Source organism: Streptomyces sp. Y2F8-2 (assembly GCF_014905555.1).
Classification (GTDB): domain Bacteria; phylum Actinomycetota; class Actinomycetes; order Streptomycetales; family Streptomycetaceae; genus Streptomyces; species Streptomyces cynarae.
In genome coordinates, this window is record NZ_BNGS01000006.1 from 319,238 (window position 1) to 331,180 (window position 11,943).

The 11,943-nt window shown below is 72.2% G+C and carries 11 protein-coding genes; 4 read left to right on the plus strand and 7 right to left on the minus strand.

Annotation, left to right across the window (positions count from 1 at the left end; translation table 11 throughout):
- Positions 1-2 precede the first annotated feature (2 nt).
- The gene (locus SY2F82_RS22060) at positions 3-1,136 is read right to left on the minus strand and encodes an acyl-CoA dehydrogenase family protein (RefSeq protein WP_200420875.1); all 1,134 of its coding nucleotides are present in this window, start codon (positions 1,134-1,136) and stop codon (positions 3-5) included.
- Positions 1,136-2,332 (minus strand): amidohydrolase family protein, encoded by a 1,197-nt coding sequence (locus SY2F82_RS22065; RefSeq protein ID WP_200420876.1) that lies wholly within the window; start codon positions 2,330-2,332, stop codon positions 1,136-1,138. Before SY2F82_RS22065 ends, SY2F82_RS22060 begins: the two co-directional genes overlap by 1 nt.
- A 103-nt stretch (positions 2,333-2,435) precedes the next feature.
- Between SY2F82_RS22065 and SY2F82_RS22070 the strand changes: the two genes are divergently transcribed.
- A complete protein-coding gene (locus tag SY2F82_RS22070) occupies positions 2,436-3,980 on the plus strand; it encodes a class I adenylate-forming enzyme family protein (protein WP_200420877.1) in 1,545 nt (514 codons plus the stop codon).
- Here SY2F82_RS22070 and SY2F82_RS22075 read toward each other — a convergent pair.
- Entirely contained in the window at positions 3,964-4,476 is a 513-nt protein-coding gene (locus tag SY2F82_RS22075; protein ID WP_200420878.1) for an EF-hand domain-containing protein, read from the minus strand. The two genes, SY2F82_RS22070 and SY2F82_RS22075, sit on opposite strands and share 17 nt — an antisense overlap.
- Positions 4,477-4,727: 251 nt before the next feature.
- A complete protein-coding gene (locus SY2F82_RS22080) occupies positions 4,728-5,108 on the minus strand; it encodes an STAS domain-containing protein (RefSeq protein ID WP_200420879.1) in 381 nt (126 codons plus the stop codon).
- A gap of 373 nt (positions 5,109-5,481) precedes the next feature.
- On the opposite strand from SY2F82_RS22080, the gene SY2F82_RS22085 reads away from it, so the two are divergent.
- Positions 5,482-6,063 carry a sigma-70 family RNA polymerase sigma factor gene (locus SY2F82_RS22085; RefSeq protein WP_200420880.1) on the plus strand — a complete coding sequence of 194 codons (582 nt, stop codon included), beginning with the start codon at positions 5,482-5,484 and terminating at the stop codon, positions 6,061-6,063.
- Positions 6,060-7,349 carry a maleylpyruvate isomerase N-terminal domain-containing protein gene (locus tag SY2F82_RS22090; protein WP_200420881.1) on the plus strand — a complete coding sequence of 430 codons (1,290 nt, stop codon included), beginning with the start codon at positions 6,060-6,062 and terminating at the stop codon, positions 7,347-7,349. The genes SY2F82_RS22085 and SY2F82_RS22090 overlap by 4 nt, the downstream gene beginning before the upstream one ends.
- 38 nt (positions 7,350-7,387) lie before the next feature.
- On the opposite strand, the gene purU is transcribed toward SY2F82_RS22090, so the two are convergent.
- Positions 7,388-8,269: a formyltetrahydrofolate deformylase gene (gene purU / locus SY2F82_RS22095; protein ID WP_200420882.1), complete on the minus strand. Its 882-nt coding sequence runs from the start codon at positions 8,267-8,269 to the stop codon at positions 7,388-7,390.
- Between the two features lie 132 nt (positions 8,270-8,401).
- The gene (locus tag SY2F82_RS22100; protein WP_200420883.1) at positions 8,402-8,902 is read right to left on the minus strand and encodes a hypothetical protein; all 501 of its coding nucleotides are present in this window, start codon (positions 8,900-8,902) and stop codon (positions 8,402-8,404) included.
- A 117-nt stretch (positions 8,903-9,019) separates the two neighbouring features.
- Here SY2F82_RS22100 and SY2F82_RS22105 point away from each other — a divergent pair, with 117 nt between their 5' ends.
- Positions 9,020-10,354, plus strand: coding sequence for an ABC transporter substrate-binding protein (locus tag SY2F82_RS22105; protein ID WP_200420884.1), 1,335 nt, complete (start codon positions 9,020-9,022; stop codon positions 10,352-10,354).
- A 51-nt stretch (positions 10,355-10,405) separates the two neighbouring features.
- On the opposite strand, the gene SY2F82_RS22110 is transcribed toward SY2F82_RS22105, so the two are convergent.
- Positions 10,406-11,848 carry a hypothetical protein gene (locus SY2F82_RS22110; protein ID WP_200420885.1) on the minus strand — a complete coding sequence of 481 codons (1,443 nt, stop codon included), beginning with the start codon at positions 11,846-11,848 and terminating at the stop codon, positions 10,406-10,408.
- Positions 11,849-11,943: the final 95 nt, after the last annotated feature.

Sequence of the window (11,943 nt, forward strand, 5' to 3'; positions counted from 1 at the left end):
CGTCACCGTCCCTTCGGCAGGCCGAGGATGCGTTCGGCCACGATGTTCCGCTGGATCTGCGAGGTGCCGGCCGCGATCGTGTACGACAGGGACGACAGCCGGTCCAGGACCCATGGGCGGCCGAGGTCCAGGGACTCGGGGCCCAGGACCTCGGCGGCTGCGTCGTACAGCTCCTGACGCGCGTGCGAATACCGCAGCTTGAAGACCGAGCCGCCCACGCCCGGGACCCCGCCCTTCTGCTCCGCCTCGCTCACGTTCCACTGCGTGAGCCGCCACAGGGCACGGAACTCGGCGTTCAGCCGCCCCAGCCTCCGCCGCAGCGAGGGGTCGTCCCAGCGGCCGTTCGCCAGCGCCTGGCGGGCGAGTTCGCCGAGCACGCGGCGGCAGGCCACCACCTCCCCGACGAACGCGGTGCCGCGTTCGAAGGACAGCGTCACCATGGTCACGCGCCAGCCGTCGTTCTCCGCGCCGACCCGGTTGGCGACCGGCACCCGCACCTCGTCGAGGAACACCTCCGCGAACTCCTCGGACCCGGCGAGCGTCCGCAGCGGCCGTACGCTGACGCCCGGTGCGTCCATGGGCATCGCCAGCCAGGTGATGCCCCGGTGCTTCGGCGCGCCGGGGTCGGTGCGCACCAGCAGTTCGCACCAGTCGGCGACCTCCGCGTGCGAGGTCCAGATCTTGGATCCGCTCACCACGTAGTCGTCGCCGTCCCGCCACGCGCGCGTGCGCAGCGCGGCGAGGTCGGACCCGGCGTCCGGCTCGCTGAACCCCTGGCACCACACCTCGTCCCCGCGCAGGATCGGCGGCAGCCAGCGCTCCCGCTGTCCGGGAGTGCCCTCGGCGGCGATGGTGGGCCCGGCGTGCAGCAGCCCGACGAAGTTGGCCCCCACATAGGGCGCGCCCGCCTTCTCGGCCTCCTCCAGGAAGATCAGCCGCACGGTCGGGGAGGCGTCCCAGTGAACGTCGGCGTACCCGGCGTCGTACAGCATGCGCTGCCACCCGAGGTCGTAGGCGCGCCGCCCGGGCCAGTCGTCCGGGGACGGTTTCGGCGGCAGGGTGGGGAGCACCTCGGCGAGCCACTCCCGCAGCCGGGCCCGGAACTCCTCCTCCTCCGGTGTGCAGGACAGGTCCATCAGCGGCCGAGGTCCAGGTCCAGCATGCGGATCGCGTTGCCCCGCATCAGCTTGTGCACCGTCTCGTCGTCCAGGCCCTTCACATGGTCGAGGGCGACCTCCTTGGTGTGCGGGAAGGTCGAGTCGACGTGCGGGTAGTCGGTCTCGAAGGTCGCGTTGTCCCGGCCCACCACGTCGAGCGAGGCGACGCCGTGCTTGTCGCGGAAGAAGCAGCAGAAGATCTGCCGGTAGTAGTACGCCGACGGCGGCTCGGGGATCAGGTCGCGGACACCGCCCCAGGCGCGGTGCTCCTCCCAGACGTCGTCGGCGCGTTCCAGCGCGTACGGGATCCAGCCCATCTGCCCCTCGGAGTAGGCGAGCTTGAGGCGCGGGAACTTCACCAGGACCCCGCTGAAGAGGTAGTCCATCATCGAGGCCATCGCGTTGTTGAAGCTCAGCGAGGCCTGCACGGCGGGAGGCGCGTCGGGCGAGGCGGCAGGCATCTGCGAGCTGCTGCCGATGTGCATGTTGACCACCGTCCCGGTCTCCTGGCAGACGGCGAAGAACGGGTCCCAGTAGCCGGAGTGGATGGAGGGCAGGCCGAGGTGGGTGGGGATCTCGGAGAAGGTGACGGCCCGCACCCCCCGCCCGGCGTTGCGCCGGATCTCGGCGACCGCGAGGTCGATGTCCCACAGGGGGATCAGGCAGAGCGGGATGAGCCGGCCGCCGCTGTCGCCGCACCACTCCTCGACCATCCAGTCGTTGTAGGCGCGTACGCAGGCCAGGGCGACCTCCTTGTCGTGCGCCTCGGCGAAGGTCTGACCGCAGAAGCGCGGGAAGGTCGGGAAGCAGAGGCTGGCCTCGACGTGGTTGAGGTCCATGTCCTCCAGGCGGGCCTTGGGGTCCCAGCACCCTCGCCGCATCTGCTCCCTGGTGATCCCCTCCAGGGTCATCTCGTCCCGGTCGAAGCCGACGGCGGCGATGTTCCGCTTGTAGGGGAACTTCAGGTCCTCGTAGATCCACCAGTCCGTCGGCGGCCCCTCCGGGTCCATGGTGATCTGGTACATGCCGCCGACGTAGGCCAGTTCGCCGATCCCGGCGGTCAGCGGCTGCGGGCCCCGGTCCCGGTACTTGGCCGGCAGCCAGGTCTCGAAGAGGTGCGCGGGCTCGATCACGTGGTCGTCGACGCTGATGATGCGGGGCAGTTCACTCGCCATGGTTCCCCTCCGCCGGACCGGCTCTCCTCTGATGGACACGATCTGATGAGTCGTCAGATAGCATGTCACCTGACGAGTCGTCAGCCAAGCAGAGGGGCGGGCCGTGAACGAGACCCCGCACGACCTGAGTTCCGCCCGCACGCTGTGGGAGCTGGTCGACCGCCGTGCCGACCTCACTCCCGACCGTCCGGTCCTGCTCCAGGAGGACCGGGTTCTCACCTTCGGCGACCTGCGCACCCGCGCCGAGCGCGTGGCGGCCGGCCTGTACGGCATGGGCGTACGCCCCGGCACGGTGGTCGCCTGGCAGCTGCCCACCCGCATCGGGACCGCCCTGCTGTCCTTCGCGCTGGCCCGCCTGGGCGCCGTCCAGTCCCCGGTGATCCCCTACTACCGGGACCGCGAGGTCGGCTTCGCGCTGCGCGAGTCGAAGGCGGAGTTCTTCGCGGTACCCGGTGTCTGGCGCGGGCACGACCACACGGACATGGCCCGCCGGCTGGGCGCGAAAGGCGTCTTCGAGGCGTACGACGACCTGCCGGACGGCGACCCGTCGACGCTCCCCGCCCCGCCCGCCGACGGCACCTCGGTCCGCTGGATCTACTGGACCTCGGGCACCACCTCCGACCCCAAGGGCGTCCTGCACACCGACCGCTCCCTGATCGCGGGCGGCTCCTGCCTGGCCCACGCCCTGCGCCTGACCCCGGACGACGTCGGCTCCATGGCCTTCCCCTACGCCCACATAGCGGGCCCCGACTACACGGTGATGCTCCTGCTCTACGGCTTCCCGGCCGTGATGTTCGAGCACTTCGCGCTCCCTCGGGCGCTGGCGGAGTACCGGCGGCACGGGGTGACGGTCGCGGGCGGCTCGACGGCGTTCTACTCGATGTTCCTGGCCGAGCAGCGCAGACAGCCGGGCGAGAAGCTGATCCGCTCGCTCCGGCTCCTCGCGGGCGGCGGCGCCCCCAAGCCGCCCGAGCTGTATCACTGCGTGGTCCGCGAGATGGGCGTCCGGCTGGCCCACGGCTACGGCATGACCGAGGTCCCGATGATCACCATGGGGAACCCCGAGGACACTCCCGGGAACCTGGCGACGACGGAGGGGAGGCCGCCCGAGGGGATGGAGATACGCATCGTCGACGGGGAGATACGGCTGCGGGGAGAGGCCGTCTGCCAGGGGTACCTGGATCCGGTGCAGACGGCGGAGGCCTTCGACGAGGACGGGTTCCTGCGCACCGGCGACCTCGGGTACCTGACCGACAGCGGCCATCTGGTGCTGACGGGGCGCCGCAAGGACGTCATCATCCGCAAGGGGGAGAACATCTCCGCCAGGGAGATCGAGGACCTGCTGCACACGCACCCCGCGGTGCAGGACGTGGCGGTGATCGGACTGCCGGACGAGGTGCGCGGGGAGCGGGTGTGCGCGGTGGTCGAACAGCCGCCGGGCGCCGAGGAGCTGACGCTGCCCGCGGTCACGTCGTACCTGCGGGCGGCAGGGCTGTCCGTGCACAAGCTGCCGGAGCAGCTGGAGGTGGTGGAGGCCCTTCCGCGGGGGGAGACCCTGCGGAAGGTGCTCAAGTACAAGCTTCGGGAGCGCTATTCGGACCCTGGGATTGCCGACTCCGAGGCCTCGGGGACTACTCCGGGACCGTGAAGTAGCGGGCGAACGCGGACACGATCTCGCTCTCGCCGACCTTGCCGTCCCCGTCCGTGTCGAGCGTCGCCGCCGCCGCCCGGGCCACGTCCTCCGGTGCGCCGAGGGCCTTCAGGGCGCGGGCGGTCTCCGCGACCGTGGCGGCGCCGTCGCGGTCGCCGTCCGCCACGGCGAGCGCCGCGTGCAGGAACGGACGGGCGATCTCCGCGAACCGCTCGGGGTTGTCCCGCAGCCGCTTCACCGCGCCGCCCACGAACTCCTCGCGGGTGATGCGCTGGTCGCCGTCCCGGTCCGCTATCCCGGCCATGCCCTGCCAGAACGCCTCGGCCCCGGCGTACAGGGCCTGCCCCTGCTCGGACCTGGCCGCGGTGCCGAACTCGGTGAGGACCGCCTTGGCCGCCGCGCTGAAGTCCGCGCGGTCGATGTAGCCGTTGCCGTCCTGGTCGAAGCCGGCGAACCGGGCGGCGATCCTGCGCTCGTACTCGGTGCTGACCATGGTGTTTCGGGCCGCCTTACGTCACATCGGGGGTGTTTCTGGCAGGGAGCGTACGACGCGGGGAGCTCGCGGGGAGAGGGAAAACGGCCGTTGTACCAAGACCGCGGGAATTCCGGGACAACAGTGTGGCTGTCCTGCAACGTTCCGTTGACCGTGGTGTGTCGGCGCTCACACCGGGGAGGGGTGCCGTGGCGTCGGGTCGGGCGGTGGCGTGCGGTCGGTCTGCGGCCGGTCGTGCGGTCGGCCTGCGGTCAGGCCGACAGGGGCCGCGAGGTGTCGTCGGTGGCCGAGTCGAGGTCCGGGTGCACGTCGAAGAGGCGGCGGACGCCGAGGGCGGCGAGGACACGGTTGACGTGTGTGCCCTCGGGCGCGCCGTGCCCGGGCAGGATGAGGCGGAGCCGACCCCGGCAGGAGCGGATCAGTCTGCGTGCGGCGACGAGCACACCGACGCCGCTGGAGTCGCAGAAGACCACCTGGGAGAGGTCGAGTACGAGGCAGTGGCGGCCGTCCGCCACCGCGTCGTGCACCCGCTGGCGCAGCACCGGTGACGTCATCAGGTCCAGTTCGCCCGCCACTTGGAGCACGGTCCACTCGCCGCACTTTTCGCCGGTCACTGTGAGCGTCACCGCCATGCCTCCCGCCTGCCCGCGCCTGCCCGCGCCGTCCATGAAACGGAAGCGGTCCCTTCGCTTCCTTTGGAGCGCGGCTGCCCGAACGCTCCTCTATGAAACACCGAACCGTCGATCGAAACTGCGTATTAGATGAGCCAATTCAATCGGTAACGGTCTTGTTCGTTCAGGCCTGATCCGTAGTCGGATGGGTAGGCGCCCGCGCGTCCGGCACGGTCCCGCGCGGGACCGCCTCTACCATCCGCGGCTCGCCGAGGGGCGCACATTGCCACAAAGGGGCGTGCGTTGTCCGATGTGCCGACTACATTCGAAGGGGTGGGGGGCGCACGCTGAACCGGAACAGGGCGCAGGGCACGTCCGGGGACGAGGGGGCCGCATGGCGAAGAAGGACGCACCGCCCCGGTGGGACCGCAGGATGCAGCAGCGGCTCGCCCGGGGTGAGGCCGCCGCGCTCGGAGAGTGCTACGACCGGTTCGCCTCCCTGGTGCACGGCCTCGCCCACCGGGTGCTCGGGGACGAGGAGGAGGCGGACGCCGTCACTCGCGAGGTGTTCGCGCACGTCTGGGAGAACCCCGAGTCCTACGACCCCAGGCGGGAGCCGCTGCGGACCTGGGTCGCCACACTGACCCACCGGCTCGCCGTCCAGCGGCTGCGCGCCACCGAGACCGCCGCGCTGGCACGGGACGGCCGGGGCACGGCGGAGGACCTGGAGCGCAGGGTGCGCCAGGCCTCGGTCGCGGCCCGCGCGGACTACATCGTCACCTCCATGCCGGTGCCGCTGCGCGCCGCTCTGGAACGGGCCTACTTCCAGCGCCGGGACTACCGCCAGACCGCCGCCGACCTCGGTATCACGGAGGACGAGGCGCGCCGCCGGCTCCGCCTCGGCCTCCAGCTCCTCGCCACCGCCCACGAGACGCGGCCCTCGGGCACGCCGCCGGAAGCGGGGGGCGTGTGGTGAGCGGGGCGGAGCGTTCCCGGGGGCCGGAGGAGTTCGAGGAGTACGGCGCGTACGACGCGTACGAGGGGAGCGACGGGCAGGGCGCACCCGGGGTCGCCGGCGAGCGGGAGGTGTCCGAAGTGGCCCGGGGGCCGCTGGCCGGTGGGGCCGCGGCGCCCGGGGCCGAGGCGGTCCCGCTCGAGCACCGGGTGCTGAAGTCGCTGCTCGGGGCCTGGGCGCTGGCCGCCTGTTCCACGGAGGAGACCGCCGCCGTTGAGGCGCACCTCGATGGCTGCGGCGCGTGCGCGGAGGAGGCGCGGCGGCTGCGGAAGGCCGTCGGGCTGTTGCAGCGGCCCGAGAGTCTGGATCTCGACCCCGCCCTGCGCACCCGTGTCCTGGCGAGTTGCCTCGGCCGGCGCCCGCCGCGCATCCCGGTGCCGGAGTGGGCCGCCCCCTACGACGCGGAGGCCGCGCGCCTGGACGCCCTGCTGCAGGACATCGGCGATGCCGAGTGGCACACCCCGGTCAGGCTGCGGTGGTTCGACGGGAGGGCACCGGCGAGCCGCCGCACCACCGTGGCCGGGGTCATCGCCCATCTGCTCTCCGTCGACGGCCTGGTCGCGGTGGCGCTCGGGCTGGAGGACCCCCTGGGGGACACCGCCGGGGACGACGGCAGCCCCGAGGGGCGCACGGAGGCGTACTGGCGCGCCTCCCACTTCCCTCCGACCCGCTCCATCCGCGTTCCGTGGCGTGACCAGACCCACCATCTCGTCCGGGCGGTCTCCCTCGCCGACGACACCAGCGGGGCGGTCCCGGTGTCGTACGGCGCCTTCGGGCTGTCGCTGCACGACGCGATGCTGGATCGGGCCTTCGAGTGCTGGGTGCACGCGGAGGACATCGCGAACGCCGTCGACTACCCCTACGACCCGCCGGCACCGCGCCATCTCCACCAGATGTTCGACCTGGCGGTACGGATACTGCCGCAGACCCTGGCCGCCCGGCGGCGCGCCGGCCTCGCCGCGCCCCCGCGCGGCGGCCGGCACCTCGTTCCGGCGGGAGAGCCCGGGCGCAGTCTGCGCCTGGAGATCGAGGGCCTCGGCGGCGGCGAGTGGCTGATTCCGCTCGAATGGCCCGGTGCGGTGGCCTCCGCCGAGCACGAGGTGGCGCACGTCGCGCTCGACGGGGTGGAGTTCTGCCGCCTGGCCGCCGGCCATGTGCCGCCGCAGGAAGCGGCCGCGGGGCAGGTCGGCGATCGGGAGGCGATCAGGGACGTGCTCTTCGCGGCGGCGTCCCTGAGCCGGATGTAGCGGGACCCCGGGGGGCGGCCTCGGGGCCCCGGGGAGCCCTAGGCGAAGACCACCGTCCGGCGGCCGTTGAGCAGGATGCGGCGCTCCGCGTGCCACTTCACCGCGCGTGCCAGCGCCTGGCACTCCACGTCCCGCCCCGTCGCCACCAGCTGGTCCGGGGTGACGTCGTGGCCGACCCGCTCGACCTCCTGCTCGATGATCGGGCCCTCGTCGAGGTCGGCCGTCACGTAGTGCGCGGTCGCGCCGATCAGCTTCACACCGCGCGCGTGGGCCTGGTGGTAGGGCTTGGCGCCCTTGAAGCTCGGCAGGAAGGAGTGGTGGATGTTGATGATCCTGCCGCTGAGCTGCTTGCACAGGTCGTCCGAGAGCACCTGCATATAGCGGGCCAGGACCACCAGCTCGACGTCCAGCTCGCGCACCAGCTCCAGCAGCCGCGCCTCGGACTCCGACTTGGTGTCCTTCGTCACCGGGATGTGGTGGAAGGGAATGTTGTACGAGCCGACCAGCTCGGCGAAGTCGGTGTGGTTGGAAACCACGGCCGCGATCTCGACGGGCAGCGCGCCGATCCGGGCGCGGAAGAGCAGGTCGTTCAGGCAGTGGCCGAACTTGCTGACCATGAGGATGACGCGCATCTTCTCGTCGGCCCGGTGGATCTGCCACTCCATCTGGAAGGAGTCACCGATCGCCGCGAAGCTCGCGCGCAGCTTGTCCACGGTCACCGGGGCCTCGGCGGAGAAGTGGACCCGCATGAAGAACAGTCCCGTGTCCTGGTCGCCGAACTGCTGGCTGTCGACGATGTTGCAGCCGGTCATGAACAGGTAGCTCGACACGGCGTGCACGATCCCCTGCTTGTCCGGGCAGGAGAGGGTGAGGACGTACTGGTCGGCCGGGGCCGAGGCTCGGGTGGACTGCTCGTTCATGCACGCCAGGGTCTCATGTCCGCGGGCCCGCGCGGACCGCCGTCCCGCAACCCGGACGGTCCGGCGTACGACGGGGGCCCCGCCTGGCGACAGGACCCCCGAACGACACGGGCCCACCCCGGACCACCGGGTCTACGCGCTCCTCGTCAGGATCCGCAGCACCTCGAGCGTGCGCGGCGGCACGTCCGGGTCCTCCCCGTCGGCCACGGAGAGCCGTACGTGGGCGTCCCGTGCCGCCCGCACCGCCTCCGGCCACGCCTGGTGGTTGAGGTAGGCGTCCACCGGCGCGTCCGGCCCCACCTGGTGCATGATCCGCAGCACACGCAGGACGGCGGTGTCCACGAGGGCCGCCTCCTGCGAGTCCCGGAAGATCGTGCCGACGTATTTCTCGGCCGACCAGTTGTCCAGCCAGGTGTCCTCGACCAGGCGGTACACGGCGTCGGTGACGTCTCCGTACCCCTCGACACCGGCCAGCCAGACGTCCCGCTGGAAGACGGGATCGGAGAGCATGTGCAGCGCGGAGCGCACATTGCTGCGCCAGCGCCACCACGGCATGTCGTTGAGTGGCATGCCGCCCATGGTGGATGAGCGACGACCGCGACGGGAAGAGTTCTCCGGAGCTTGCACGGTCATCGATCGTACGTTCCCTGTGAAATGCGGATCATCGGACCCCTCAATTCACCGCGACGCCACCTTCCGTTGACCTCCGATGACACGACGGTTAGCGGTGTGAGGGAATCGTGCGTGTCCATGACCGGCAGGCGACGCACCCGCTCCTCCTCCATCGGCCCCCGCGTTCCGGGCTCCGTCCCTGAGAAAGCGACTCCCCGCGTCAGGACCGTCCTGCTGTCCGCGGGCGCGCTGGTGGCAGTTGCGTCGATAGCGGTCGCCTGCGGGGTCGTCCCCGGTACCACGGGGGGTTCCGGGGACGACCACGTGACCGTCATGACCTGGGCACCCGACAAGACCTCGGCGACCGACAAGCCGGGCATGCCGGCGATGGCGCAGGCCTACGCGCGCTGGGTCAACGCCCACGGCGGCCTGAACGGCCGCAAGCTCGAGGTCCTGACCTGCAACGACCACAACGACTACGTGGACGCCGCGAAGTGCGCCCGGCTCGCCGTGAAGGAGAACGCCGTCGCGGTCGTCGGCTCCTACAGCCAGTACGCCAGCTCCTTCCTCTCCCCGCTGGAGTCGGCGGGCATCCCCTACATCGGCGGCTACGGCCTGACCGACGACGAGTTCAAGAGCGTGCTGTCCTATCCCGTCAACGGCGGCCAGCCCGCGCTGCTGGCCGGCCTCGGCGAGGAGCTCGGCCGGACCTGCGGCAGCGTCGCCCTGGTGCGCCCCGACACGGTCGCCGGCGACGAGCTTCCCCTGCTGCTCGACGCCGGACTGAAGGCGGCGCACCACCCCCCGGCGGCCGACGTGCGCGCCGCAGAGGACGCCACCGCCCTGGACGACCAGGCGCGGCAGGCGCTGGAGGAGGCGACCGCGAACCCCCGGAAGAAGGGGTGCGTGGTCCCGGCGCTCGACGAACGCACCGGGACCTTCATGGACTCCTTCCGCCGTCTGAGCGCCGACTACCGGCCGGTGCGCACCGCGTCCGTGCTCGGCAGCGTCGACCAGTCGGTGATCGACTCCTCCGGCGGCGGCTCCGGACCCTACGAGGACGCGTACGTCACCGGCTGGTACCCGGAGGCGTCGGACCCGCGCTGGAACGAGATGAAGGATGTGATCAAGGAGCAGGCCTTCGACGACGACCGGATCGATCCGGCGGACGCGGGCGTGCAGACCACATGGATCGCGTACACGGTCCTGAAGAAGGCCGTCGAGTCGCTCGGCGACGGCGAGGTGTCGGCCCGCACGATCCGCATGGCCCTGGACAACGGCCTGAAGGTCGACACCGGGGGCCTCACCCCGACCCTGCGCTGGCGCTTCCAGGACCTCACCGCGGTCGTCGACTTCCCCCGCCTGATCAACTCCGACGTGACCTTCCAGCTCGTGCGCGACGGGCGGCTGGTGGCGGCACGCAAGGGCTTCGTGAACGTGTCGAAGACGCTGGAGAGCACGGACAGCGAGTGAGGCGTGCCGGTGCGCGCCGCCCCGTTCACCGGGTGGCGCGCACCGCCGTGCTCACAGCTGGGTCGGCTGGCGCTCGGTCAGGCCGTACTTCTGCGCGATGACGTTCCACATCTGTGCCGCCTTCGCCTTCTGGGCGCTGGCCGTGCCGCTGTCCCGGTTACCTGCCTGGGCCTGGGGGGTCACGCGCGCCTGGCCCTTCTTGCAGCCCTTCTTGCCCGAGACCTGGTCGGCCCAGGCCGCGTAGTGGGTGTCGGCGGACGCGGACGCCTTCCAGGCGCTGGCGAGCGCGGCGGTCAGCGCGGCGTGGTCGGGGAGCTTGTCGACCTGGAGTCCGGACAGCCGGCTCACCAGGTCGTTGCGCTGCTTGGCCGCGTCCCGCAGGTCGCCGGCCGACTGGTCGAGGTTCTGGCACGCCTTGACGTTCGCGACCGCCCTGATCACCGCGTCGCGGCTGTTGCCGCTGTCGGCGAGGAGCTTGTCCAGGGCGACGGCCTGCGCCCGGGCCGGGTCGGCGGCACCCGACCCCGAGGCGTCCGCGGCGGGCCCGGTCGCGGCGACGGACTTGCTGTGGTCGTTCTTGCCGTCGCTGCCGCCACCCCCGCCGAGCAGGGCGCCGGCCCCGATCCCGAGGACGACTATGCCGACGCCGACGGCCGCGATGAGGGGGACGCGCGAGCGGGTACGGCCACCACGCTGGTCGGCCTCCCGGCTCACGGGTGCACCGGGGGCGTCCGCGCCGTCGAAGCGCGGCAGGTGCTGGGTGGATGCGGCGAACCCGCCCGCGCCGTCACGGAAGAGGTTGTCGAACTCGGGCGGCGGCGCCTGCCCGGGCACCCCGGGCGCCCCGGGCCGCACGGCGTAAGGCTGGCCGGGCACGGGCGGAAGGTACTGGGTGGCCTGGGCGTCGGGGTCGGCGGCGGGCGGCAGCGGGCCGACGGCGCGTCCGAGGATCTGGGTCGCCTGGTCGGCGGGCATCTCCGGGGGCAGCGCGCCCGGGCCCGTCGGCGGGATGTACTGGGTGGCCCCCTCGTCGGGAGAGGCGGCCACCGGGGGTATGTACTGCGTCGCACCCTCGCTCGGGGCGGCGGCGACAGGCGGCAGGTACTGCGTGGCGCCTTCGTCGGCGGAGCCGGCCGCCGGGGGCAGGGGCCCGGCGCCGGCGCTCTGCTGCGGGGGCAGCGGCTGTCCCGGGCCGGCCGGCGGCTGCTGACCCCAGGCCGAGCGCGGGTCCGAGCCCTCCCAGGACGGCTGCGTGCCCCACTGCTGGTTCTGGTTCTCCTGGTGCTGGGCAGCCTGCCCCGGCCCCCAGGGCTGTCCCCATGCCTGCCCGCCGGCGGGGCCGGGCGCGGGTGCGGGTGCCTGCGCCGGGGGCAGGGAACCGTTCACTCCGCCCATCTGGCCCGGCAGCAGGGGCGCGCCGCCGTCGGAGGGCAGCACGATGCCTTCGCGCGCGGGCCGCGCCGAGGGCTCCTCGCCCTGTCCACTCTGCGTCACCGGGACTCCTACGAATGGGGGACCTTCGGAATCGTCGGCTCACGCTACCGGGTCCCCATGACCGGGTGCCACGCTGGACAGGGGGAGCGCCCCCT

What these genes read in the sequence shown, in the direction of transcription:
- SY2F82_RS22060 (WP_200420875.1), bottom strand. Translation starts at nt 1,136, where the DNA reads ATGGACCTGTCCTGCACACCGGAGGAGGAGGAGTTCCGGGCCCGGCTG.
- SY2F82_RS22065 (WP_200420876.1), bottom strand. Translation starts at nt 2,332, where the DNA reads ATGGCGAGTGAACTGCCCCGCATCATCAGCGTCGACGACCACGTGATC.
- SY2F82_RS22075 (WP_200420878.1), bottom strand. Translation starts at nt 4,476, where the DNA reads ATGGTCAGCACCGAGTACGAGCGCAGGATCGCCGCCCGGTTCGCCGGC.
- SY2F82_RS22080 (WP_200420879.1), bottom strand. Translation starts at nt 5,108, where the DNA reads ATGGCGGTGACGCTCACAGTGACCGGCGAAAAGTGCGGCGAGTGGACC.
- SY2F82_RS22085 (WP_200420880.1), top strand. Translation starts at nt 5,482, where the DNA reads ATGGCGAAGAAGGACGCACCGCCCCGGTGGGACCGCAGGATGCAGCAG.
- purU (WP_200420882.1), bottom strand. Translation starts at nt 8,269, where the DNA reads ATGAACGAGCAGTCCACCCGAGCCTCGGCCCCGGCCGACCAGTACGTC.
- SY2F82_RS22100 (WP_200420883.1), bottom strand. Translation starts at nt 8,902, where the DNA reads ATGACCGTGCAAGCTCCGGAGAACTCTTCCCGTCGCGGTCGTCGCTCA.
- SY2F82_RS22105 (WP_200420884.1), top strand. Translation starts at nt 9,020, where the DNA reads ATGACCGGCAGGCGACGCACCCGCTCCTCCTCCATCGGCCCCCGCGTT.